This window comes from Celeribacter sp. HF31, assembly GCF_011806455.1.
Classification (GTDB): domain Bacteria; phylum Pseudomonadota; class Alphaproteobacteria; order Rhodobacterales; family Rhodobacteraceae; genus Celeribacter.
The window spans coordinates 96,820-121,597 of the sequence record NZ_JAATOT010000006.1 but is presented as its reverse complement, the minus strand read 5'-3'; the positions used below and the strand labels follow the sequence as shown (position 1 = coordinate 121,597).

At 60.5% G+C, this 24,778-nt stretch carries 21 protein-coding genes; 13 read left to right on the top strand and 8 right to left on the bottom strand.

The window, feature by feature from the left end; translation table 11 throughout:
- Positions 1 to 138 precede the first annotated feature (138 nt).
- Positions 139 to 2,403: an adenosylcobalamin-dependent ribonucleoside-diphosphate reductase gene (locus HCZ23_RS14035; RefSeq protein WP_167602372.1), complete on the bottom strand. Its 2,265-nt coding sequence runs from the start codon at positions 2,401 to 2,403 to the stop codon at positions 139 to 141.
- Between the two features lie 140 nt (positions 2,404 to 2,543).
- Between HCZ23_RS14035 and HCZ23_RS14030 the strand changes: the two genes are divergently transcribed.
- Positions 2,544 to 2,963: a DUF1489 family protein gene (locus HCZ23_RS14030; protein WP_167602371.1), complete on the top strand. Its 420-nt coding sequence runs from the start codon at positions 2,544 to 2,546 to the stop codon at positions 2,961 to 2,963.
- A 29-nt stretch (positions 2,964 to 2,992) separates the two neighbouring features.
- Here HCZ23_RS14030 and HCZ23_RS14025 read toward each other — a convergent pair whose 3' ends face one another.
- From HCZ23_RS14025 to hisS, 4 genes are all read right to left on the bottom strand, one after another.
- Positions 2,993 to 3,373, bottom strand: coding sequence for an NUDIX domain-containing protein (locus HCZ23_RS14025; protein WP_254870321.1), 381 nt, complete (start codon positions 3,371 to 3,373; stop codon positions 2,993 to 2,995).
- Positions 3,374 to 3,441: 68 nt separating this feature from the next.
- Positions 3,442 to 4,140 carry an ATP phosphoribosyltransferase gene (gene hisG / locus HCZ23_RS14020; protein WP_167602369.1) on the bottom strand — a complete coding sequence of 233 codons (699 nt, stop codon included), beginning with the start codon at positions 4,138 to 4,140 and terminating at the stop codon, positions 3,442 to 3,444.
- Complete coding sequence (locus tag HCZ23_RS14015; RefSeq protein WP_167602368.1) at positions 4,140 to 5,237, bottom strand: ATP phosphoribosyltransferase regulatory subunit; 1,098 nt, start codon at positions 5,235 to 5,237, stop codon at positions 4,140 to 4,142. The genes hisG and HCZ23_RS14015 overlap by 1 nt, the downstream gene beginning before the upstream one ends.
- Complete coding sequence (gene hisS, locus HCZ23_RS14010) at positions 5,237 to 6,853, bottom strand: histidine--tRNA ligase (RefSeq protein ID WP_167602367.1); 1,617 nt, start codon at positions 6,851 to 6,853, stop codon at positions 5,237 to 5,239. Before hisS ends, HCZ23_RS14015 begins: the two co-directional genes overlap by 1 nt.
- A gap of 135 nt (positions 6,854 to 6,988) precedes the next feature.
- Here hisS and HCZ23_RS14005 point away from each other — a divergent pair, with 135 nt between their 5' ends.
- Positions 6,989 to 7,201, top strand: a complete 213-nt coding sequence (locus HCZ23_RS14005; RefSeq protein ID WP_167602366.1) for a SlyX family protein — start codon at positions 6,989 to 6,991, stop codon at positions 7,199 to 7,201.
- Between the two features lie 17 nt (positions 7,202 to 7,218).
- Here HCZ23_RS14005 and HCZ23_RS14000 read toward each other — a convergent pair whose 3' ends face one another.
- Positions 7,219 to 8,199: a hypothetical protein gene (locus tag HCZ23_RS14000; protein WP_167602365.1), complete on the bottom strand. Its 981-nt coding sequence runs from the start codon at positions 8,197 to 8,199 to the stop codon at positions 7,219 to 7,221.
- Positions 8,199 to 11,717 carry a DNA polymerase III subunit alpha gene (dnaE, locus tag HCZ23_RS13995; RefSeq protein ID WP_167602364.1) on the bottom strand — a complete coding sequence of 1,173 codons (3,519 nt, stop codon included), beginning with the start codon at positions 11,715 to 11,717 and terminating at the stop codon, positions 8,199 to 8,201. The genes HCZ23_RS14000 and dnaE overlap by 1 nt, the downstream gene beginning before the upstream one ends.
- 247 nt (positions 11,718 to 11,964) lie before the next feature.
- Between dnaE and xdhA the strand changes: the two genes are divergently transcribed.
- The 9 genes from xdhA (at position 11,965) to HCZ23_RS13950 (ending at position 22,135) form a co-directional block, all read left to right on the top strand.
- Positions 11,965 to 13,326 (top strand): xanthine dehydrogenase small subunit, encoded by a 1,362-nt coding sequence (xdhA, locus tag HCZ23_RS13990; RefSeq protein WP_167602363.1) that lies wholly within the window; start codon positions 11,965 to 11,967, stop codon positions 13,324 to 13,326.
- Positions 13,326 to 15,728: a xanthine dehydrogenase molybdopterin binding subunit gene (gene xdhB / locus HCZ23_RS13985; RefSeq protein WP_167602362.1), complete on the top strand. Its 2,403-nt coding sequence runs from the start codon at positions 13,326 to 13,328 to the stop codon at positions 15,726 to 15,728. Before xdhA ends, xdhB begins: the two co-directional genes overlap by 1 nt.
- Positions 15,725 to 16,660, top strand: a complete 936-nt coding sequence (gene xdhC / locus HCZ23_RS13980; protein WP_167602361.1) for a xanthine dehydrogenase accessory protein XdhC — start codon at positions 15,725 to 15,727, stop codon at positions 16,658 to 16,660. The genes xdhB and xdhC overlap by 4 nt, the downstream gene beginning before the upstream one ends.
- Entirely contained in the window at positions 16,657 to 18,171 is a 1,515-nt protein-coding gene (locus HCZ23_RS13975; protein WP_167602360.1) for an ABC transporter ATP-binding protein, read from the top strand. Before xdhC ends, HCZ23_RS13975 begins: the two co-directional genes overlap by 4 nt.
- Entirely contained in the window at positions 18,168 to 19,253 is a 1,086-nt protein-coding gene (locus HCZ23_RS13970) for an ABC transporter permease (RefSeq protein ID WP_167602359.1), read from the top strand. The genes HCZ23_RS13975 and HCZ23_RS13970 overlap by 4 nt, the downstream gene beginning before the upstream one ends.
- A complete protein-coding gene (locus HCZ23_RS13965; protein ID WP_167602358.1) occupies positions 19,253 to 19,567 on the top strand; it encodes a DUF2834 domain-containing protein in 315 nt (104 codons plus the stop codon). Before HCZ23_RS13970 ends, HCZ23_RS13965 begins: the two co-directional genes overlap by 1 nt.
- Complete coding sequence (locus HCZ23_RS13960) at positions 19,567 to 20,493, top strand: ABC transporter permease (RefSeq protein WP_167602357.1); 927 nt, start codon at positions 19,567 to 19,569, stop codon at positions 20,491 to 20,493. The genes HCZ23_RS13965 and HCZ23_RS13960 overlap by 1 nt, the downstream gene beginning before the upstream one ends.
- A gap of 39 nt (positions 20,494 to 20,532) precedes the next feature.
- Positions 20,533 to 21,615, top strand: a complete 1,083-nt coding sequence (locus HCZ23_RS13955) for a BMP family ABC transporter substrate-binding protein (protein ID WP_167602356.1) — start codon at positions 20,533 to 20,535, stop codon at positions 21,613 to 21,615.
- Positions 21,616 to 21,784: 169 nt separating this feature from the next.
- Positions 21,785 to 22,135: a carboxymuconolactone decarboxylase family protein gene (locus tag HCZ23_RS13950; protein ID WP_167602355.1), complete on the top strand. Its 351-nt coding sequence runs from the start codon at positions 21,785 to 21,787 to the stop codon at positions 22,133 to 22,135.
- Positions 22,136 to 22,245: 110 nt separating this feature from the next.
- Here HCZ23_RS13950 and HCZ23_RS13945 read toward each other — a convergent pair whose 3' ends face one another.
- On the bottom strand, positions 22,246 to 22,704 hold the full coding sequence (locus HCZ23_RS13945) for a hypothetical protein (protein WP_167602354.1): 459 nt from the start codon (positions 22,702 to 22,704) through the stop codon (positions 22,246 to 22,248).
- Between the two features lie 214 nt (positions 22,705 to 22,918).
- Here HCZ23_RS13945 and panC point away from each other — a divergent pair, with 214 nt between their 5' ends.
- Together panC and panB are read left to right on the top strand one after the other, a co-directional pair.
- Positions 22,919 to 23,767, top strand: coding sequence for a pantoate--beta-alanine ligase (gene panC / locus HCZ23_RS13940; protein ID WP_167602353.1), 849 nt, complete (start codon positions 22,919 to 22,921; stop codon positions 23,765 to 23,767).
- 12 nt (positions 23,768 to 23,779) lie between these two features.
- Positions 23,780 to 24,601 carry a 3-methyl-2-oxobutanoate hydroxymethyltransferase gene (gene panB / locus HCZ23_RS13935; RefSeq protein ID WP_167602352.1) on the top strand — a complete coding sequence of 274 codons (822 nt, stop codon included), beginning with the start codon at positions 23,780 to 23,782 and terminating at the stop codon, positions 24,599 to 24,601.
- Positions 24,602 to 24,778 lie beyond the last annotated feature (177 nt).

The following is a 24,778-nucleotide window of genomic DNA, read 5'->3' as shown; positions in this document are numbered from 1 at the left end:
GCGGTGCATTTGCTGCGCCCTTTGTTCATTGAAGATCAGGGTTTCAGGCTAGTCCTACTACCATTCCAAAAATGCGCTTTTTGTCGCAAAAGCGCAATTTAGATGTCGGAAGTCACAAACAGGTCATATCCCCTCAGATCACCCGCATTTCGAATGACCGCAGGACGCGCAGGTCATGCAGCCTTCGACCATACGCATGTCGTATTGACCGCAGGACGGACAGGCCTTGCCGCGCGGGCGTTCGCCGACGGCCACGACCTCGGCTTGCGGATCGGTTTTGAGGCCCATGCCCTCGCCTTCGATGAAGCCGGTTTCGATCAGATGGGTTTCGATCACGCCGCCGATGGCCGCCAGAATGGAAGGGATATATTTGCCCTTCATCCACGCGCCGCCACGCGGGTCGAACACGGCTTTGAGTTCCTCGACCACGAAAGACACATCGCCGCCGCGCCGGAACACCGCCGAGATCATCCGGGTCAGCGCCACGGTCCAGGCGAAATGTTCCATGTTCTTCGAGTTGATGAAAATCTCGAAGGGACGACGATGCCCGCCGACGACAATGTCGTTGATCGTGATATAGAGCGCATGCTCGCTGTCCGGCCATTTGACCTTATAGGTATTGCCCTCAAGCTGTTGCGGACGATCGAGCGGCTCGGAGAGATAGACCACCTCGGCCCCCTCATCCTGTTCCGGCGCTTTCTCGGAGGTCTCGGAAACGGAGAGAACAGACCCCGTCACATCGTTCGGGCGATAGGTCGTGCAGCCTTTGCAGCCGCTGTCCCAGGCCTCCATGTAGACCTCTTTGAAGTCCTCGAAGGCGATGTCTTCCGGGCAGTTGATCGTCTTGGAGATCGAACTGTCGACCCATTTCTGCGCCGCCGCCTGCATGCGGACGTGATCCAGCGGCGCAAGCGTCTGCGCGTTGACGAAATAGTCGGGCAGCTCGGCGTCCCCGCATTTGTCGCGGAAGAGTTTGACCGCGTAATCGACGACCTCTTCCTCGGTGCGCGAGCCGTCTTTTTGCAGCACCTTGCGGGTGTAGGCATAGGCGAACACCGGCTCGATCCCGGAGGAGACATTGCCCGCGTAAAGCGAAATCGTGCCGGTCGGCGCGATGGAGGTCAAAAGCGCATTTCGAATGCCATTTTGACGAATGGCGTCTTTGACGTCTTGATCCATATGCTCAAGCGATCCGGAGGCCAGATACTTGTCGGCCTCGAACAGCGGGAAAGCCCCCTTTTCCTTCGCCAACTGGCTTGATGCCAGATAGGAGGCGCGCGCGATCATCTTGAGCCATTTTTCACAGGTCGCGGCGGCTTCTTCAGAGCCATATCGCTGACCGATCATCAACAACGCGTCGGCCAAACCGGTGACGCCAAGCCCAATGCGGCGTTTCGCCTGGGCTTCCTGCGCTTGCTGCTCCAGCGGGAAGCGCGAAGCGTCCACCACATTGTCCATCATCCGCACGGCGGTCGCGACCAGATCGGACAGCGCGGCTTCGTCCATCTCGGCACCCGCTTCGAACGGGGCTTTCACCAGCCGCGCAAGGTTGATCGAGCCCAAGAGACAAGCCCCGTAAGGCGGCAGGGGCTGCTCCCCACAGGGGTTGGTTGCCGCGATGGTCTCGACATAGGAGAGATTGTTCATCTTGTTGATCCGGTCGATGAAAATCACCCCCGGCTCGGCGTAGTCGTAGGTGCCCTTCATGATCCTGTTCCAAAGATCACGCGCCTCCACGGTGTGATAGACCTTGCCGCCGAATTTCAATTCCCAAGGACCGTCGGCCTTCACCGCCTCCATGAAATCGTCGGTCACCAGCACGGAAAGGTTGAACATCCGCAGACGTGCGGCGTCTTGTTTCGCTTCGATAAAGGCCTCGATATCAGGGTGATCGCAGCGCATGGTCGCCATCATCGCACCACGGCGCGAGCCCGCCGACATGATCGTCCGGCACATCGCGTCCCAAACATCCATGAAGGACAAAGGCCCGGAGGCATCCGCCGCCACGCCCATGACATCCGCACCTTTCGGGCGAATGGTGGAGAAGTCATACCCGATCCCGCCGCCTTGCTGCATGGTGAGTGCGGCCTCTTTGAGCATGTCGAAAATACCCGCCATGCTGTCCGGGATCGTACCCATCACGAAACAGTTGAAGAGCGTCACCGCACGACCCGTGCCAGCCCCCGCCAGAATCCGCCCTGCCGGCAGGAATTTAAAATCCTCCAAAGCGTGGTAGAATTTCTCTTCCCAGGCCGCGCTGTCTTTTTCCACCGAGGCCAAAGACCGCGCCACGCGTCTCCAGCTGTCCTCGACAGAGAGGTCCAGCGCCGTGCCGTCAGCCTCTTTCAGGCGGTATTTCATATCCCAGATCTGTTCGGCGATGGGGGCGGCAAAGCGGGTCATGGCAGTCTTTTCCGGTCTTGATGAGTCATAGAGAGGCGCAGGGTTTAATCCCATGAGGGCAGAGGCGCAACCACGCCGAGAGCATGGCTTGTCGAATCAATCCTCCGACCTATGATCTATACCACACTTAGAGCGTTCTGATGGCTGACCACATAAATCTCGTCAAACTCTGCGTGGGCATCGACACAGTCGAAGAGCTCAACGCCTATATCGAAGCCACCCCGGGCGCGAGCCGCGGGCATGTGACACGCATGTGGCCGAAGCAGGAAGAGAAACTGCTGAACGGCGGCTCGCTCTATTGGGTGATCAAGGGCGTGATTCAGGCGCGACAGACCATTGTCGGACTGCATGAGGTGATCGGCCATGACGGCGTGCGCCGCTGTCGGATCGAGCTGGCCAAACCGCTGATCCGCACCCAAAACGCCCAACGCCGCCCGTTTCAGGGCTGGCGCTATCTCAAGCCCGAAGACGCCCCTGCCGATCTGCCGCAGGGCCGCAAAAGCGAGCCTGAGCTGCCTGCGGAACTGGCGCAGACCCTGGCCGAGATCGGGATTGTTTGAGTATTTTGGGCAGCAAAGGAAACAGGCACTCACGCCCCGGTCAAGCGCGCTTTTAGACCTGTCGGGAAAAGTGCCGGGCCTGTCTCTGTCTCGAGATGATCGAGCGCATACCATCGCGCGACACATTCGGCGCCATTGTCCTCGGCAAAGTGAATTTCGTTCTGACCCTCATAGGCGCCACTCGGAAGGCTGACGTCATAGAGAAACAGCACCTCGTGGCCGATCATGCCCTCGTGGGTGTAGAGATTTTCCATCACCTGCGGTGCTGCGTTTACCGTGATCTCTACGCCCAGTTCTTCGAGAAACTCGCGCGCAATCGCCGCCTCAGCGGCCTCACCGAATTCCACCGAGCCACCCAAAGGCCGCACGCCTTTGAGGCGACCGGCATCGTCATACACTTCGGCGGCCAATAGCCGCCCCTCGCGCCATGCGAGGCCAAGCGCCTTAACTCTGATGGCTTGAGCAGGCCGCCAAACGGTCAATCCCCCAGCCCCAACATATCCTTAAGCGTCACCAGCGTCGCGCGGGTGTCGTCCGTCCAATGCGCCATGCGGGATTTGAACAGGGTCGCCTGCGAGCGGTGCACCGGATCGCAATTCAGAATTTTGAGATGGTTGGCACGCAGCGTCTCGCCCGTGGTCGTAATGTCGGCCACGGCCTCGGCGGTGAGGTTTTTCACCGTGCCTTCGGTCGCGCCCTGGCTGTCGACGAGCTGATAATCCGCCACGCCGTTCTGTTTCAGGAACTCGCGGATCAGGTGGTGATATTTCGTCGCGATGCGCAGGCGGAAGCCGTGGCGCGCGCGGAAAGCGGCGGCAGCGGCATCGAGATCGTCAAGCGTATCGACATCGACCCAGGCCTTCGGCACGGCGATGATCAGATCCGCATGGCCAAAACCCATCGGCGCCAGCTCAATCACTTTGCTGTCCCAGCTCGCGAGTTTGTCGCGCACCAGATCGGAGCCGGTGACGCCCATATGGATGCGTCCGGCGGCCAATTCGCGCGGGATTTCAGAGGCCGACAGCAGCACAAGCTCGACGCCCTCAATGCCCTCGACCGCACCGGAATATTCCCGCTCGCTCCCGGCCCGCGACAGGGTCACGCCGCGCTCGGAAAACCACTCAAAGGTCTTTTCCATTAACCGGCCCTTGGAGGGCACGCCCAGTTTGACCACCATCATGCGCCTCCTTTCAGGCTCAGAAGCACATTCGGACGGATCACGCCGCCCACGGCCGGGATCGAGCGCCCCTGCCCCAGGACCGACGTGAGCGCATCATAGCGCCCGCCGGTCGCCACGGGGGGCAGGTCCGGGCGGCCCTCGGCGTAGAAGCCAAAGACAAAGCCGTCGTAATATTCCATCGAGGTGCGCCCGTAGGAAGCCTCGAAATCGAGGTTTTCCACATCGACGCCCCGTTTCGCCAAAGCCTCGCTCCGGCGGCTCAGAAGGCTCACGGCCTCGGAAATCGCCGGCAGATCCACGGTGATGTCGCGCAGCTGCGACAGCACATGCGGCAGGGTTTCCTTGAGCGACAGGATGTCGTCCAAAAGCTCGATCTCACTGGCGGAGATCGGCGGTTCGGCGGCGTCTTCTTCGAGCGCTTTGATCCGTGTGTCGATCTCCGTCTGGGTGCGCAGACCGATAAAGGGCGCCTCCGGTTGGGCGAGATTGGCACGCACGCGCTCGAGGTTTTGCAGGCGCAGCGTGGTGCCCGCCTCGGAAAACCGGGTCATCAGCGCGCGGAACCGGCGCGGCCGCCAGATGTGGCGCAGAAGTGCCTCGCGGCGGCGTTCTGTTGTTTTCAACCCCGCAACGGCGGCTTTCAATATGCCGATATCGCCGGTCGCGGCGTGCAGGCCACTGTCGGACAGCACATTGGCAAAATGCGCGAAAACCTCGGCATCGGCCGCCGCCGGGTCGGAGCCGTCAAAGACCTCATAGCCGACCTGAACATATTCATTGGCGCGCGTGGGCATGTCTTCTTGCTTGCGGAACACTTCGCCCGCGTAGGTGTAGCGCGCGGGTTCGGCGCCGTTCGACATATGCTCTTGCACCACAGGCACGGTGAAGTCCGGGCGCAGCATCATTTCGCCGCGCTCGGGGTCCTGGGTCATGTAAGCGCGGGCGCGGATGTCCTCGCCGTAGAGGTCCAGAAGAACCTCGGCAGGCAGGAGAATGTCCATCTCGACGGGCAATGCGCCCTGCGCCTCGAAGAAGGCTTTGAGGCGCGCGGCCTCGGCCTTGATGGCGGCTTTGGTGATCTCAATGCGGGCCATCAGGAATAGCTTTCGATGATCTCGCGCACCTTCGCGACCATCTGATCGCGGGGCACTTCATATTGGTTCGGACGATCTTTCCACTCTTCGACGGAGGCGTTTTCCGCGAGTTTCGTGCCGAGGATCAGGTCCTTGATCTGCACCACGCCACGCTCCGCCTCGTCGCCACCTTGGATGATCGCCACCGGGCTTTCGCGTTTGTCGGCGTATTTGAGTTGGTTGCCGAAGTTCTTCGGGTTGCCGAGATAGACCTCGGCGCGGATGCCCGCCTGACGCAAGTCAGACACCATCGCCATATAGTCGCCCATCCGGTCGCGATCCATCACGGTCACCACGACAGGGCCTTGCGCCTTGGACCCAATCCGGCCCGTGGCGCGCAAGGCGGCCAGAAGGCGGTCGACACCGATCGACATGCCGGTTGCGGGCACGGCCTGACCGGTGAAGCGTTTCACCAGATCGTCATAGCGCCCACCACCCGCGACAGAGCCAAACTCGCGCACGCGGCCTTTCTCGTCGGTAACCTCAAAGGTCAGCTCGGCCTCATAGACCGGCCCGGTGTAATAGCCGAGGCCCCGGACGACCGACGGGTCGATAACGATGCGGTCGGGACCGTAGCCTTGCCCGTCGAGTAGCTCAGCTATCTGTTCTAATTCTGAAACACCCTCTAAACCTACAGAGCTATTAGCCACCATAGCTTTGAGATGGTTCAACACATAAATATTCCACACCGAACCAAAATCTTCTCTCAAAACTTCAGCCACCGCATCACCCAGAAATCTTTGGTTTACCGCGCCACGTCGTAGGTAGTCTGCTTCGCGAGGAGAAGAGCCAATCTCCGAGAGTAGCTTCGCTCGAACAACTGCGTTGGCACCAACAAAGCCAAGCACAGCTTCTGCCTGCTCTTTCGAGAGCCCCGCACCCTTAGTAAAGTCACCGCTCTCGTCTTTGCGCCCTTCGGTCAGCAAAGCCATGACGCCCGCGTCACCGAATTTGTCATGCTTGTCGATGGTCCGAAGGACAATCCCGCGCGTGGTAGCAAACTCTTCGGTGTCCGGCAGGCCAGCACTTTCCAGCACACCGTCCAGCACTTTGCGGTTGTTCACCCGCACAATGTAATCGCCGCGCGGAATGCCGACTTTTTCGAGACAATCCGACAGCATCGCGCAGATCTCCGCATCGGCGGCCACGGAGGGCGCCCCCACGGTGTCGGCGTCGCATTGGTAGAATTGGCGGAAACGGCCCGGTCCCGGTTTTTCGTTGCGCCATACCGGCCCCATCGCGAAGCGGCGGTAGGGCGACGGCAGGTCTTGGCGATATTGCGCAGCCACGCGCGCGAGAGGCGCGGTCATATCATAGCGGAGCGCAACCCAGTCGGAATCATCCTCTTGCCAGGCGAAAACCCCCTCGTTCGGGCGGTCCACATCCGGCAGGAATTTGCCCAGCGCCTCGACGGTTTCCACCGCAGAGGTCTCAAGCGCCTCGAACCCGTAATGGTGATAGACCTCGGCGATTTGATCGAGCATATGTTTGCGCTCGCTCACCTCTGTGCCGAAGTAATCACGAAAGCCCTTGGGCGTCACTGCCTTGGGGCGCGGGGTTTTCTTGGGCTTGGCCATGGCCGGTCCTTTTGCTCACTGTCGCGGGCGGCATATCGCACGGGCGGCTCAGGGGCAAGGTGGCAGGCCGGTGGACGGCATGAAATCCTTATGACATAGGCATAGAGAGACGCACGTATCGCGAGAGGACCCGAGATGTCAGACGAGACCCGCATCACCGCTTTGGAAGAACAGGTCGCCTATCTCACCAAGACCGTCGAAGAACTGTCCGACATTGTGGCGCAGCAGGAAGGTATTCTGGAGAAAGCCGAGCGGCGTCTGGGGATGCTGATGGAGGCCGAAGCCCTGCGCCAGTCGGAGAGCGATGGCACTGTGCCTCTGGCCGATCAACGCCCGCCGCACTGGTGAGCCAAAGCACGACTGAATTAGCGCATCTCCTCGCTCATCACCTGACCGTCATGGAGCAACAGCTCCAGCCAATCCTCCTCCGCCCCGAAATAGGGATAGACGGAAACGAAAGCGACCTGACGTTCCAGCGCATCGAGACTTGCCGCCGGGCAGTATTCGCCACGCCCCACACCGCAGGCTTGGCGTTTGATCTTCTCATAGGTTTTGTCGGCCTGCGACCAGTCGCGCTCTGAATGATCCGAATAGCGCAAAACCTCATGCAGACCCGCCGCGCCGAACATCGTCAAAGCCGCCGTCACCTGACGGGCGCAGCCGTCGGAAAAGCCGGTGATGTACTGGCTACGCGGCTCAATGCTTGAGGGATCGCTGTCGTAAAGCTGCCAGACGGGGCGGCCCTCACGCGGGAATTGATCGACCTTTTCGCCCATGGCGCGGGGCCTGATCTCGCAGTTGATGCCAACCTCTCCAAAGGCCAGAAGCTCGCCGGGTTTGACGGTGGAGACCGGAGCATCCTTCGGTTGTGATTGCAAAAATCCGAACAGAGGCTTGCGCGATTTGGGCTCCGTCGGCGTGGCCTGTTCTGGCAACTCTGGCGCGACGCCATGGGTTTCGGGACGCGCTTCAAAGCCCTCCTCGACCGGCATGGCCACTTCTTCGACTTGTGCCTCATCGCGTTTGGGTTTCAGGAAAGCAAACATGCCGCCAAGCCCCGCGCGGCGGACCTCCGTGGTTTCGGCGAGGATTTGGTCGGCCCCCGCAACCACCTCCGCGGTGTGTGGGTCCAAGGTTTCTTCACCAAGCGCCACATCCGCACGTTCGCCGCCTTCCAACGCCTCTGGCGCAGCCGCGATCTCCTCTGTCGAAGCAAGAACCTCGGGGGCATCAGGCGTCTCATCGACTGTCGTCCCCGCCTCAACGGGCGGCGCCAAAAACGCGGGCGTTTCAACCTGACAGGCGGACAGCCCAAATGCACAAGAAACCAACAAAAGCGCGCGCATCACATGTCCTCGACCATGATCACGCCGTCAAAGGATTTGATCGCGCCTTTCACCTCCGGCGTGATGACAAAGGGCTGCGGCACGTCGATGTCGACCTCATTGGGATAATCCGGCGCCATGATGCAGAACGAGATCGCGCCTTTCGGGGGCTGTTTCGCCTCCTGCGTCACGCGGGTCAGCAATTCGCCGACCTGAATGACCGCGCTGGTGTCTTCGCAGTAGATCTTGAGCCCCGCACCACCGGCATCCGCGACAATCGTGTCCATCGGCGCGACAGAGCGGATCATCGGGTCGAACTGGCCGTCGTTGAACCGGCCTTCGAGCGTCATCACCAGCTTGTCGTGTTTTTCGAATATCTCGTAGGACGGTTCGTATTCGCCCTTTTTCGGGAACATCGCGATGCCCGCCAATTGGCCGGTGCTGTCGGAAATATTCATGCGGAAATACCGCGTGCCCTTGCCGGATTTCATCGGACGGAAACCCGACACCAGCACGCCCACTTTCATGATCGCGCCGCCTTCGGCTTCGGCCTTGGCCTGAACCTCGGCAATCGTGCCGATTTTCTTGCGTTTCAAAGCACTTGCATAGTCATCGAGCGGGTGACCGGAGAGGTAAAACCCGATGGCTTTATGCTCTTCCATCAAGCGCTCGGACGCCACCCAATCGCCCACCGGCGAGAGCCGCGGTTCGGGCAGGTCCTCGCCCGCGTCGCCAAAGAGCGACACCTGGCTGGAGGCCTTTTGTTCATGGATCGCGGCGGAATATTGCACCAATTGCTCAAGACTGTCGAAGACCCGGCGGCGGTTGCTGTCGAGCTGATCGAAGGCGCCCGCGCGGGCGAGCATTTCCAGAGGCCGCTTGCCGACCTTTTTCAAATCCACCCGCCGGGCAAAATCAAAGAGCGTGACAAAGGGCTTGCCGCCTTCCTCACGCGCCCGGACGATCAGTTGCATCGCCTCGGAACCGACGTTTTTCAGCGCGCCCAGCGCGTAGACCAGTTTCTGATCCACCACATCGAACGACGCCAGCGAGCGGTTCACACAGGGCGGCACGATCTCGATCTCAAGCCCGCGTTTGACCTCTTCGGCATAGATCGCCAACTTATCGGTGAGGTGAATATCGCAGTTCATGACCCCGGCCATGAACTCCACCGGGTGGTTCGCCTTGAGCCAGCCGGTCTGATAGGACACCACCGCATAGGCCGCCGCGTGGGATTTGTTGAACCCGTAGTTGGCGAATTTCTCGAGAAGGTCGAACACCTCGGAGGCCTTCTTTTTCGGGACACCGTTCTTGGCCGCGCCCTCCTCGAATTTCGGGCGTTCGGCGTCCATCGCCTCCTTGATCTTTTTCCCCATCGCGCGCCGCAAAAGGTCAGCGCCGCCAAGCGAATAGCCCGCCATGACCTGCGCGATCTGCATCACCTGTTCCTGATAAACGATGATGCCCTGCGTCTCGGCGAGGATGTGGTCAATCGTGGGATGGACCGATTCCAATTCCTTGCGCCCGTGTTTCACGTCGCAATAGGTCGGGATGTTTTCCATCGGCCCCGGACGGTAGAGCGCCACAAGGGCCACGATGTCCTCGATACAAGTCGGCTTCATCTGTCTGAGCGCCTGCATCATGCCCGAGCTCTCGACCTGGAACACAGCGACCGTTTTCGCGTCCGAGTAGAGTTTATAGGTCGCCGCATCATCCAGCGGGATGAGGTTGATCTGGTTCTCCCCGCCCTCTGGCGGCTCGTACAATTGCGTCCCGTCGGCGGCGACATGCAGGGGCCGACCGGATTTAAAGATCAGATCCATCGCGGATTGGATGACCGTCAGGGTCTTGAGGCCCAGAAAGTCGAATTTCACCAGACCGGCCTGCTCGACCCATTTCATGTTGAACTGGGTGGCGGGCATGTCGGAGCGCGGGTCTTGATAGAGCGGCACCAACTCATCAGTCGGACGATCCGCGATCACCACACCTGCGGCGTGGGTGGAGGCGTTTCTGAGCAGCCCCTCGACCTGTTGGCCATAGGTCAACAGCCGGTCGACGACCTCTTCGTTGCGGGCCTCTTCGCGCAGTTTCGGCTCGTCTTCCAGCGCCTGTTTGATCGACACCGGCTTGACGCCTTCGACAGGGATCAATTTCGACAGCCGATCCACCTGCCCGTAAGGCATCTGGAGCACCCGCCCGATGTCGCGCACGGCGGCCTTGGACAAAAGCGCACCGAAGGTGATGATCTGCCCCACCTTGTCGCGACCGTATTTCTCCTGCACGTAGCGGATGGTTTCCTCGCGCCGGTCCATGCAAAAGTCGATGTCGAAGTCGGGCATCGACACACGTTCCGGGTTCAGGAACCGTTCGAACAGAAGCGAATAGCGCAGCGGGTCAAGATCGGTGATGGTCAGCACATAAGCGACGAGAGAGCCAGCGCCCGAGCCCCGCCCCGGCCCAACCGGGATGTTGTTGTCCTTGGACCATTTGATGAAGTCGGCCACGATCAGGAAGTAGCCCGGGAACCCCATCTGTTCGATGATCCCCAGCTCGAATTTGAGCCGCTCTTCATACTCTTCGCGCGGCACCGCCGCTTCGATCACGGCGAGGCGCTTGTCCAGACCTTCCCAGGCCTGTTTGCGCAGCTCCTCGACCTCGTCATCGGCGAATTTCGGCAGGATCGGGTCGCGTTTATAGGCTTTGAAAGCGCAGCGCTTCGCGATCTCGACCGTGTTCTCAAGCGCCTCCGGCAAATCGGCAAAAAGCGTCGCCATCTCGGCGGGAGATTTGAAATAATGCTGCGGGGTCAAACGCCTACGCGGCTCGACCTGATCGACATAGGCCCCCTCGGCGATACAGATCAGCGCGTCATGCGCCTCATACATATCGCTTTTCGGGAAATAGACGTCATTCGTCGCCACCAAAGGCAGACCCAGATCATAGGCCCATTCGACGAAAGGCCGTTCGGTCAGGCGCTCGGCCCCAGTCGATCCGCCATCTTCGCCCGGATGACGTTGTAATTCGACATAAAGTCGGTTCGGATAGATCGCCTTCAGACGCTCCAAAAGCGCGCGGGCCTGATCCTCGTGGTTCGCGCGGATCATCCGCCCCACCGGCCCGTCAGAGCCGCCCGTCAGACAGATCAGCCCACCGGAATAGCGTTCCAACTCCTCGATGGTGACCTGCGGAATGCCTTCGTGTTTGTCCACGTAGAGGCAGGAATTGAGCTTCATCAGATGCTCATAGCCCGTCTCGTTTTGTGCCAAGAGCACCACCGGTGCGGGCAATTTCGGACGCTCACCGGGGGCGGCCTCGTGATAGGCGACATCGACCTGACAGCCGATGATCGGCTGCACGCCGGCGCCCTTGGCATATTCAGAAAATTCCAACGCACAGAACAGGTTATTGGTGTCCGTGACGGCGACGGCGGGCATCTCCATATCCGTCACCATGCCGCTCAATTTCTTGAGCCGCATCGCGCCCTCTAGGAGCGAATATTCGGTGTGGACGCGGAGGTGGATGAAGGTCGGACTGCTCATTTCCGGCCCAAGCTAACGCATGGCGACGAGCCTCGCCAAGAGCAAAACGTGTCTTTTCCACAGCTCGTTTTGACGCGCGCGCCTTCGCCCTCCCCGCATGAATTTTGATCAAAAGTACAAAGCTTGGGCGAAACCCGCTTAGAATCCCTTGCAAAATGCCGCCAAGGACGGTTTTCTTTTGGAAATCACCCGCGCTTTCCGCCGCATCGGGCGCGTGTTTTGAACAAGAAAGCGGCTGGTCTGACGTATGGAGATCACTTTTCGGCTAAACGGCGACCTTGTGACGGCAAGCGACGCACCGACCCGAACCCTGCTCGATTATCTGCGCGACACCCGTGGCCTCACCGGCACGAAAGAAGGGTGCAACGAGGGCGATTGTGGCGCCTGCACCGTGATGGTGGAGGATGAGAGCGGCAAAAAGCCCTTGAATGCCTGCATCCTGTTCCTGCCGCAGCTTCATGGCAAATCGGTCACCACGGTCGAAGGGCTATCGAAAGGCGACACGCTGCATCCGGTGCAAAGCGCAATGATCGAAGAGCACGGCAGCCAATGCGGCTTTTGCACCCCCGGCATCGTCATGTCGCTGGCGACCGCACATGCGCGCGGCGAGACCGATCACGAGGATATTCTGGCTGGCAATCTTTGCCGCTGCACCGGCTACGCGCCCATTCTGCGCGCCGCGAAAAAGGCCGAAACCGCCCCCATTCCCGAAGAGTTGGAGCACATCCCCTTCCCCGCGCCCGCCATTGTCGAACGCCCTGAGACAGCCGACGAATTGGCGGCGATCTACGCGCTGCGCCCTGACGCGACGCTGATCGCGGGGGCCACGGATGTGGGGCTTTGGGTCACCAAACAGATGCGCGATCTGGATGAGGTGATTTTCCTGAACGGGGTTGAGGACCTCAGAGGCATCACCGAGACAGATGAGGCATTTGAAATCCGCGCGATGACCCCGATTGCCGATCTGATCGCGCTGTTCAAACCCTATTCGCCGTCTCTGTCCGAGATGTATCGTCGCTTTGCCTCCACCCAGGTGCGCGCCGCAGCCACGCTTGGCGGCAATATTGCCAACGGCTCCCCGATTGGCGACAGCCCGCCGCCGCTGATTGCCGCAGACGCCACCCTGACGCTGCGCAAGGGCGAGGAGCGGCGGACCATTCCGCTTGAGGATTTCTTCATCGCTTATGGCAAACAGGACAGAGGCACATCCGAGTTCGTCGAAAGCGTCACGGTGCCCAAAAGTGGGCTCACGAACCTCAAGGTCTACAAGCTCTCGAAACGTTTCGATCAGGACATTTCCGCCGTCTGCGGCGCCTTCAACATCACGGTCGTGGACGGCAAAATCGCCGCCGCACGCATCGCCTTTGGCGGCATGGCCGGGACGCCCGCACGCGGGAAAACGGTGGAGGCCGCGCTGATCGGCCAGCCGTGGAACCTGGACACGATTGAGAGCGCCCTGCCCACTTTTGCCACGGATTACACGCCGATGAGCGACATGCGCGCCTCCTCCGCCTATCGCCTCACCGCCGCGCAAAACATGCTCAAACGCTATTTTGCCGAAAGCCAAGGTCTCACCACCTCGGTTCTTGATGTGAAGGAGAGCGCATAATGTCTGTTGGCTCCCCTCTTCCGCATGACGCCGCGAAACTCCATGTGACGGGTCAGGCGCGCTATATCGACGACATCCCGCTCCCAGCCGGTGCACTGCATCTGGCCTTTGGCCTTTCGACCGTGGCGCATGGCGAAATCACCGCGATGGACCTCTCCGCCGTGCGCGCCGCCCCCGGCGTGGTGCGGGTCTACACCGCAGAGGATTTCGGCGATCACGTGCCGGATTGTTCGCCCTCATTGGGCGATGAGCCTTTGCTCACCTCCGGTGAGGTGCAATTCATTGGCCAGCCGATTTTCCTTGTCGTCGCCACCTCGCATCAGGCCGCGCGCAAGGCCGCGAAGCTGGGCAAGATCGACTATAAGGAGCTCCCTGCGCTCCTCGACTATGACAGCGCCATGGAGGCCAACAGCCGGTTTGAGGACGGCCCGCGCATCTATGGCTGCGGCGACGCCGCGACAGCCATCGCCGAGGCGCCGCATAAAATCGAGGGCTCCATCGAGATCGGCGGGCAAGAACATTTCTACCTCGAAGGCCAAGCCGCAGCCGCCGTGCCGCAAGAGGGCGGCGATATGTTGGTGCATGCCTCGACCCAGCACCCGTCGGAAATTCAGCACAAGGTGGCGCATGCGCTTCATGTGCCGATGCATGCCGTGCGCGTCGAAACCCGGCGCATGGGGGGCGGCTTTGGCGGCAAGGAGTCTCAGGGCAACTGGCTCGCCATCGCCTGCGCCATCGCCGCACGCGACACCGGCAAGCCGTGTAAAATGCGTTACGACCGCGACGACGATATGGTGATCACCGGCAAGCGCCACGATTTCCGCATCTCCTACACCTGCGGATTTGATGACGAGGGGCGCATCCTCGGCATTGATTTCCTGCAACTCACCCGCGCCGGTTGGTCGATGGACCTGACGCTGCCGGTCGCTGACCGCGCGATGCTGCACGCCGACAATGCCTATTTCCTGCCGAACGCCCGAATCGAGAGCCATAGGCTCAAGATGAACACCCAATCCAACACCGCTTACCGTGGCTTTGGCGGACCGCAGGGCGTCTTGGGCATCGAGCGCGTGGTCGATCACATCGCGCATAAGCTTGGCAAAGACCCCGTGGAGGTGCGCAAGCTCAACTATTACGACGAGATGGTCACGCCGACGGCGGGCGATGGCGTGCCGGAGGATCATGTGCTGTCGCTCGACGGCGAACCGACCTCCGAAGGCAGCGTCGAACATGTGGACGCCCATCCGCAACACGCAGGTGGGCAACTCACACCGCGCGGCAAGTTGACGCCCTATGGGCAAGAGGTCGAGGATTTCATCCTGCACGGCATGACCGAGGAGCTTTTGAAGACCTCCGACTATGCCGCACGCAAAAATAGCATTGAAAAATGGAACAAAGATAACCCGATCATCAAAAAAGGATTGGGTGTCTCGCCAGTCAAGTTCGGCATCTCCTTCACCCTGACCCACCTCAATCAGGCGGGCGCGCTGGTCCATATTTACAACGACGGCTCGATCCATCTGAACCATGGCGGCACGGAAATGGGGCAAGGGCTGTTCCAAAAGGTCGCGCAAGTCGCCGCCACGGAATTCGGCGTGTCCCTGAACAAGGTGAAGATCACCGCGACCGACACCGCCAAAGTCCCCAACACCTCTGCCACAGCCGCCTCGTCGGGCACGGACCTGAACGGCATGGCGGTGAAGAACGCCTGCGACCGCATTCGCACCCGGCTTGAGGTCTTTATCCTCGACCGGTTCGGGGAAAGCGATGTGACCTGGGCCAAGGGCAAGGTGCATTTCGGCGTCCATGAGATGGCGTTCGACGAGCTGATCAGCCTCGCCTATATGAACCGCGTGTCGCTCTCGGCGACCGGGTTTTACAAAACGCCGAAGATCGAATGGGACCGGATCAAAGGCCAAGGTCGTCCGTTCTTCTACTTCGCCCACGGCATCGCGATCACGGAGGTCGCGCTCGACACATTAACCGGCGAAAACCGCATTCTGCGGGCGGATATTCTGCATGACGCAGGCGCCTCTTTGAACCCGGCGATTGACAAGGGCCAGATCGAAGGCGGCTATGTGCAGGGCGCCGGTTGGCTCACCACCGAGGAGCTTGTGTGGGACGACAAAGGCGTGCTCAAGACCCACGCGCCCTCGACCTATAAAATCCCCGCCTGTTCCGACGCGCCCGATGTGTTCAACGTCGATCTCTGGGACGGTCGCAACCGCGAAGAGACGATCTATCGCTCCAAAGCGGTGGGTGAGCCGCCCTTCATGTTGGGGATTTCCGCCTTTCTGGCGCTCTCGGATGCCTGCGCCGCTTGCGGTCCCAACTACCCGGCGCTCAATGCCCCCGCCACGCCCGAGGAATGCCTCGCCGCAATTGAGAGGGCGAAAGCGTGAGCTTTGATCGCGATGCCCTGAGCGCGGTACTTGCCAAAAACGCCCGCGTCGCCCGCGTGGTCGTGGCCGAGGTGCAGGGGTCAACCCCGCGCGAAGTGGGCGCCTCGATGTTGGTCTGGCAAACGGCAGATGGCTTTGCTCAATCTGGCACCATTGGCGGTGGCACCTTGGAATTCGAGGCGGCAAAACACGCGTTTTCCGCGCCACGCTTGCACCGCCTGCCACTTGGCCCCGCGATGGGGCAATGCTGCGGCGGCGCGGTGACGCTTTTGACCGAAGTCTTCGAGAGCGCATCGGGCATCCCCGCGAACATCCCCGAAGACGTCTTTGCCCGTGGCCCTGGCGCCATGCCCTTTGCCGTCAAGAAAGCGCTCGCCGAGGCTCGCGCGCAAGGCCATGTCACACCGAAGCTCCATGGCGACTGGATGGTCGAACCCATCACTCGTGCCACGCGGCCGATCTGGATTTGGGGCGCAGGCCACGTCGGGCGCGCCATTGTCGCAACGCTGGCCCCCCTGCCCGATCTGGCAATCACCTGGATCGACACCGATGCCAATCGCTTCCCCGAGGCGATCCCCGAAGGCGTCACTCAACTGATCGCCACGCACCCCGAAGCCCTGATGACCTATGCGCCACCCGAGGCCGAGCACCTGATCCTGACCTATTCCCACGCGCTCGATCTGGAGCTGTGCCACCGTGCGCTCACTCATGGGTTTGCCTTCGCCGGGCTGATCGGATCACACACAAAATGGGCCCGTTTTCGCAGCCGTCTGCGCGATCTCGGCCATACGGACGCCCAAATCGCACGCATTTGCTGTCCAATTGGGCAACCTGACCTAGGGAAACACCCCCAAGCCATTGCGGTGGGGGTCGCCGCCCAAGTAATCTCGGTGCGAGAGATCAGAGAATCTTACGGGGAACGGACAGGGTGACGGAGCTTTTGAAAGTCGTGGGGCTGACCCGCGAATATCCCGGCGTGCGCGCCAATGACGATGTCAGTTTTTCCATCGGCACCGGCGAGGTCCATGCGCTTTTGGGCGAAAACGGCGCGGGGAAATCGACACTCGTGAAAATGATTTACGGGCTGGAAAAGCCCGACGCGGGGTTCATGAAACTGCGCGGCGGCTCCTATGCGCCGCAAAACCCGCAGGCCGCCCGCGCCGCAGGCGTCGCCATGGTGTTTCAGCATTTTTCCCTGTTCGAGGCGCTGAATGTGGCGGAAAACGTCGCACTCGGCATGGAAAACCCACCGAAGATGCGCGAGCTGGCCGCCTCTATCCGCGAGGTCTCGGAAAACTACGGGCTGCCTTTGGACCCGGACCGGATTGTTGGCGATCTGTCGGCAGGGGAACGGCAACGCGTCGAGATCATCCGCTGTCTGTTGCAGGACCCAAAGCTTTTGATCATGGATGAACCGACCTCGGTGCTCACCCCGCAAGAGGTTGAAATCCTGTTTAAAACCCTGCGCAAATTGCAATCCGAGGGCACTTCGATCCTCTACATCTCGCACAAGCTCGAAGAAATCCGCGCGCTCTGCGACGGGGCGACGATCCTGCGCCTCGGCAAAGTGGTGGGCGACTGCGACCCCAAAGTCACCACGGCGCGCGCCATGGCGGAGATGATGGTGGGGCAGACGCTGCACGTGCCGTCGCGCGAAGGCGGTGAGACGGGCGAGGTGTTGCTTGAGGTCAAAGGCCTCGACTTCGCGCCCGCAAATCCCTTTGGCACAAAGCTCAAGAACGTCTCTCTCACGCTGCGCGCGGGCGAGGTTCTGGGCATCGGCGGGGTGGCGGGCAACGGTCAGGATGAATTGCTGTCGGTGCTTTCGGGGGAGGCCCGGACCGGCAAGGGCGCCGTCATGTTCGACGGTCAGGATGTGAGCCATCTGGGCCCGAACGCGCGGCGCAAGATCGGCATTCTGGCCGCGCCCGAGGAACGCCTCGGACATGCCGCAGCGCCCAATATGAGCCTGACGGAGAACGCGGCCCTGACCGCGACGATCCGCAAAAAGCTCAGCAAAAACAACTTCCTGAACTGGAAAAAAACCGAAGATTTTGCCCGCGAGGTGATCAAGACCTTCGATGTGCGCACGCCCGGCCCCGGATCTGCGGCACGGTCTTTGTCCGGCGGCAATTTGCAGAAATTCGTCATTGGCCGAGAGGTCCTGCAAGAGCCGAAAATTTTGGTGGTGAACCAGCCGACCTGGGGCGTCGATGCCTCGGCCGCGGCGGATATTCGGCAGGCTTTGCTCGATCTGGCCGCACGCGGTGCGGGCCTTGTGGTGATCTCGCAGGACTTGGACGAATTGATGGAAATCTCCGACCATTTCGCCGCCCTGAACGAGGGCACATTGACCGCGCCCCGCCCCGCCAAAGGCCTCACCGTCGATGAGATCGGCCTGATGATGGGCGGCGCGCATGATATGGAGGTGGCGGAGCTGTGATCACATTCGTCAAACGCCCCGAACCCTCGAAAGCCTGGACCATCGCCACGCCGATCCTCGCGGTGATTCTGACCATGATCCTTGGCGGATTGCTGTTTGCCGCCATGGGCAAGGACCCGGTCGCGGCCATTCGCACGATCTTTTGGGACCCGCTCTTTAACGAACAATTCGCCGCCTATTCGCGCCCGCAATTGCTGGTCAAAGCCGGGCCGCTGATCCTGATCGCCATCGGGCTCTCGCTGGGGTTCAAAGCCGGGATTTGGAACATCGGCGCTGAAGGCCAATATATCATCGGCGCCATCACCGGGGCCTCTGTCGGTCTGGCGCTTTACCCGTTGGACGCCTGGTGGATTTTCCCTCTGATGGTGATCGCGGGCGCCTTGGGCGGCTTTCTCTGGGCGATGATCCCGGCGCTGTTGAAGACCAAATTCAACACCAACGAAATCCTCGTCTCCCTGATGCTGGTCTATGTGGCGGAACAAATTCTGGCCTCCGCCGCGCTCGGATTTCTGCGCAACCCGGAGGGCAACGGCTTTCCCGGCTCGCGCAACCTGAGCCAGATCCCGGCCATGTCTAACCCGGAGCTGATCACCGGCACAGGCGCGCATTGGGGCGTGGTCGCGGCCTTTGCCTCTGTCGTGGCAGCCTATGTGTTGATCAACAAACATATGCTGGGCTTTCAAATCCGGCTGACTGGCGAAAGCCCCCGCGCGGCGCGGTTTGCGGGTGTCAAAGACAAGCTTTTGGTTGTGTTCTGTCTCGGCGCGGCGGGTGCACTCGCAGGATTGGCCGGGCTGTTCGAAGTCACAGGTCCCGCCGGTCAAATCTCCATCGACTTTGGTGCAGGCTACGGCTTTACCGCCATCATCGTCGCCTTTCTGGGCCGTTTGAACCCCATCGGCATCCTGCTGGCCGGGTTGCTCCTCGCGCTCACCTTCATTGGCGGCGAGTTGGCGCAATTCATGCTGGGCCTGCCCTCGGCGGCAATTCAGGTGTTCCAAGGCATGTTGTTGATGATCCTTCTGGCCATGGACATCCTCGTGAACTACCGCGTGATGATCTTGAAAAAGGAGGCCTCCTGATGCCCTCCTCTCGTGTTTGGTTTGCCTTGGCCGTGTTCGGCACCGTTATCCCATGGGCGTTTTTCGGCGGCTGGTTCGCGCAAAACGGCCTTTCGCCCCTGGCTTTCGTGACCGATCTCTTCGCGAATGGAGCCGCCGGAGGCTTTTCCGCCGACGTGCTGATTTCCATCGCGGTGTTCTGGCTCTGGTCCTTTTTCGACGCGCGTCGCGAAGGGGTGGCCCGGTGGTGGTTGGTCCTGCCCGCAGGCTTCAGCGTGGGCCTGTCCCTTGCCCTTCCGCTTTATCTCGGCCTGCGTGAAAAGGAGAGCGCGTAATGGACTTTGGTGGCATCAACCCCGTCATCCTTCTGGCCTCTCTCATGGTCGCCTCGACCCCGATCCTTTTGGCCGCTCTGGGCGAAATGGTGACGGAGAAATCCGGTGTGTTGAACCTTGGTGTCGAGGGCATGATGATCTTTGGCGCGGTCTGCGGCTTCATCGCCGCGATCGAGACGCAATCTCCGGCCATCGGCTTTGTCGCCGCCGCCATAGGGGGCGCGGCTTTGTCGATGCTCTTTGGTCTGCTGACCCAGATTTTCCTGACGACGCAGGTGCCCGCCGGTCTGGCGCTCACCCTTCTGGGCACGGGCCTCGCGTCGCTTTTGGGTCAGAATTACCAAGGCATGTCGCCGCCCCGCCTGCCCGATATGAACATCCCTTTGCTGGAAGACATCCCGGTGATCGGCCCGGTGATTTTCCAGCATGACGCCATCGTCTACCTGTCGCTGATCATGGTCGTCGTGGTCTGGGCGTTTTTGAAATTCACCCGTGCTGGTCTCATCCTGCGCGCGGTGGGGGAAAACCACGCCGCGGCCCATGCGCTTGGCTACAAAGTCAAGGCCGTGCGCTTTGCCGCCATCGGCTTTGGTGGCGCCATGGCCGGGCTCGGAGGGGCCTACATCAGCCTCGTGCGTGTGCCGCAGTGGACCGATGGGATCACCGCCGGCATCGGCTGGATCGCTTTGGCCATCGTCGTCTTTGCAAGCTGGCGCGCGGGCCGTGTGCTCATTGGCGCCTACCTCTTTGGCGGCATCACCGTGCTTCAACTCAACCTTCAGGCGGCGGGCGCGAAAGTGCCGGTGGAGCTTTTGTCCATGTCGCCGTTCCTTGCGACCATTCTGGTCCTTGTCGTCATTTCCGCCCGCAGGCATGGTGCCTCCAACGCACCCGCCATGCTGGGTCGGATTTTCCACACCTCGTGAAGCCCACGAGGGCATATTCCAACAGGGGAGATATATTCCATGAAACGTAGAACTTTGCTGACCGCCGCCGCGGCCTCCGCTCTTGCTCTGAGCGTCGCTGTTCCGGGCTTTGCTCAGGATCCGGTCAAGGTCGGCTTTATCTATGTCGGTCCGAAAAACGACGGCGGTTGGTCGCAACACCACCACGAGGCCGCCATGGTGATGGCCGAGCATTTCGGTGATGCCGTCGAGCTGGTGGAACAGGAAAGCGTGCCCGAAGGCCCCGACGCCGAGCGCGTGATGACCCAGATGGCCCTGTCGGGTGCTGACATCATCTTCACCACCTCGTTTGGCTACATGGATCAGACGATCAACGTCGCGGGCAAATTCCCGGACGTGAAATTCGAACACGCCACCGGCTATAAAACCGCGCCGAACGTGGGCGTCTATTCCGCGCGTTTCTACGAAGGCCGCGCGATCGAGGGCTACCTCGCCGGTCACATGACCAAATCGAACAAAATCGGCTACATCGGCTCCTTCCCGATCCCGGAAGTGATCCGCGGCATCAACTCGTCCTTCCTGCACGCCAAGAAAGAGAACCCGGATGTGGAAATGTCCGTCGTCTGGCTGAACACCTGGTTCGACCCGGCGAAAGAGGCCGACGCGGCGCAGGCGATGATCGATCAGGGCATTGACGTGGTGCTTCAGCACACCGATTCCACCGCCCCGCAGATCACCGCGCAAAAGGCCGGCAACGTCTACACCTTCGGTCAGGCCGCCGATATGGCCGAATTCGGCCCGATGCCGCGCATCTCGTCGATCATCGACGAATGGGCGCCCTATTACATCGAACGCGTGCAGGCCGTCATGGATGGCACCTGGGAATCGGACATGACCTGGGACGGTATCGGTGCGGGCATGGTTGGCATCGGCGAGATTTCCTCCGCCGTTCCAGACGATGTGAAAGCGGGCGCCGAAGCGCTGCGCGACGCGATCTCCGCAGGCGAGTACCACCCGTTCACCGGCCCGATCAACAAGCAGGACGGTTCCGTCTGGCTGGCCGAGGGTGAGGTTGCCGATGACGGCACGCTCGCGGGCATGAACTTCTACATCGAAGGTCTGACCGGCGAGATTCCGCAGTAACCCCTGCGCGACATTTGAATGTGGAAAGGCCCGCCCAGCGGGCCTTTTTCATATGCATTTGGGAATAAAAGATATTTTCACATCGGAATATGTTTTGACCCGGATCAAAGCTGCGCCATGCTGCCTGTGCGAAACACACCCACGAAGAACCGCGAACAAGGAGTCTCCCATGTCTTGGGTCGAAAAGAACGAAAGCATGCGCACGGCGCTGCGTGCGCTGAACAAAGCCAATCCGAACATCCCCGAGGGCTTCGGCGCCATGTCGAAAGCCGCGCTTGCGGGCGATGTGTTGGACCATAAAACCAAGGAATTGCTGGCGCTGGCCATGGCCATTTCCGTGCGCTGCGATCCTTGCGTCGGCTTTCACGTCGAGGCGTTGATGAAATACGGCGGCACGCGTGAAGAGTTGCTCGAAATGCTGGCGATGAACATCCAGATGGGCGGTGGCCCGGTGCTGATGTATGCCGCCAAAGCTTTGGAATGCTGGGATGAATTGGCCGCTTTGAAAGAGGGCGACTAACCCCGAAGAAACTGAGCTTGCGAAAAAGGCGGCCCCGCAAGGGACCGACTTTTCCGGAGTAAGCGATGTACATCCTTACCTCGAAAGTCGTTGCGCATTCATTTTCGCACTCACTTGCGCACGACGGAACAGACCTTGCCGCCGTCCTTCTTGGTCTTGCAGTCCATGTGCAGCGTCTCTTCTTTCTCGCCGACGAACCAGGCGATCAGGCGGTCGACATAATACGACAGCTTTTCTCCCATCGTGGCGTCATCTGGAAGACCAGGTGCCTCAGGCTCGACAGCAGCTTCGGCCGCGACACCATCCTGCAAGTCTGCACTCTCATCGACATGCTCGATCTCGAAACTGCGCGCTTCCGAGCCGTTTTTCGGCGCGGCAATCCGTTCGGTCGTCAGCTTGGGCAGGTCATCCTCAGACGAATCCCTGAAATAGGAAGAGCCCTGAAAACTCTCCGTCAAAGCGATCTGAACCCCTTTTTGAGTTCTTGAAATTTCTGCATAGACCAGAACGGAGATCACCATCCCCACCACGGCCCCGACAATGCTGAGCGTCTTTCCTAAGGTGCCCATAGGAATAAATCCCCCAATTTAACGTTTACCGTCGCCAAATTCTCAACAGATCGTGTCAAGAATGGGGAAATGAGACGAACATTCCGTGGAAAAAGGTTAAAGCCGCAGATCAGCTATACGGGCCAGATCTACGGAACGTCACATGTCGAGCGCTTGCCGCCCCGCTCCGCAGTTTGTAGTCTCCGCCCGACTAGAGGCTTCGGGAGGGCTGACGTTGAAAATCTGTCGCACGAAACAGGACATCCGCGAGGCTGTCAAAGGCTTTCAGGCCGCGGGGGAAACCGTCGCCTTGGTGCCCACCATGGGCTATTTGCATGAGGGCCACATGACCTTGGTGCGCACGGCCAAGACCCATGCCGACCGGGTCATCGCCTCGATCTTTGTCAATCCGACGCAATTCGGCGAGGCCGCCGATCTGGACGCCTACCCGCGTGACGAACCTCGCGATTTTGCCATGCTCGAGGCCGAGGGCGTCGATGCCGTCTTCTGTCCCTCTGTCGAAGAAATGTATCACCCTCTGAAACAGACCACCGTGCTCACCGAGGATTTGGACAAGGTGCTGATGGGCGCTCTGCGACCCGGCCATTTCAAAGGCGTCTGCACCGTGGTGACCAAGCTTTTCAACATCACCGGCGCGGATAAGGCGTTTTTCGGCGAGAAAGATTACCAGCAACTGCAGGTCATCAAGACCATGGTCCGCGATCTGGATATGCCGATCGAGATCAACGGCGTGCCGACCGTGCGCGAGGTGGACGGGCTGGCGATGTCGTCACGCAATGTGCGCCTGACGCCAGAGGACCGCCAAGCCGCGTTGATCCTCAACAAAGCGCTGGCCTATGCCGATTACGAGGTCTCCGACGGGCGCTCCGGCCCCGATCTGGAACAGGAAATCCGCGATTTCATCGCCCGCGAACCGCGTGCCAAATTGGAAAGCGTCGATGTGCGCGACGCCGAAACGCTGGCCGAGGTGCCGGGCGCGATCACGCGGCCCGTGGTGATCCTTCTGGCCGCGCGCTTTGGCGATGTGCTACTGATCGACCAAAGGGTCGCGAACCCTGCGTGAGGAGGAAACACCATGTCATCCCAAACTGAAACCATCCGCCGGGTCACCGTACCGCAAATCCGGGCGCGCAAAGGGAGCGATCCCATCGTGTCGCTGACGGCCTATCATGCGCACACTGCTGCGATTGCCGAAAAATACTGTGATTTCCTGCTGGTGGGCGACAGCCTCGGCATGGTGATGCATGGCATGGAAAGCACTGTGGGCGTGTCGCTCGAGCTGATGATCATGCACGGCAAAGCGGTGGTGCGTGGCACCAAACGCGCGCTTGTGGTGGTGGACATGCCCTTTGGCTCCTATGAGGAAAGCCCGGCGCAAGCTTTCCGCAATGCCGCGAAAATCATGAAGGAAACCCAGTGTCAGGCCGTCAAACTCGAAGGCGGCGCGCGCATGGCAGAGACGATCAAATTCCTCTCCGAGCGCGGCATCCCGGTGATGGCCCATATCGGCCTCACCCCGCAATCGACCAACATCATGGGCGGGTTTAAAACCCAAGGCCGTGATGAAAACGAATGGCAATTCCACATCGACGACGCGATTGCCGTCGCCGACGCTGGCGCCTTTGCCGTCGTGGTCGAAGGCGTGGTCGAACCGCTCGCCGACAAGATCACCAAAGCCATCGACGTGCCGACCATCGGCATTGGCGCGTCCAAAACCTGCGACGGCCAGATTCTGGTCATGGAAGACATGCTCGGTCTGAACGACTGGGTGCCGAAATTCGTCAAGAAATTCGGCGCGGTCGGTGAAGCCATCGAGGACGCCATCGCGTCTTACGCCGAAGACGTCAAATCCCGCGCCTTCCCGACGCAGGACAATGTCTACGGATCGAAAAAATAAGAGTGAGCGCCCTTCGGGGCGCTTTTTTCGAGTATTTGGACTGCAATGAAGACCTGTTAGCCGCGCATTAAGGTTAATGCGTCACAACGTGTTTACGGTACAGGCTGGAGAGCCGATGACCGTCTGCGATGAAGACGCCCCGGCCCGTGGGCCGAAACCCTTTCGGTGACGCCACTG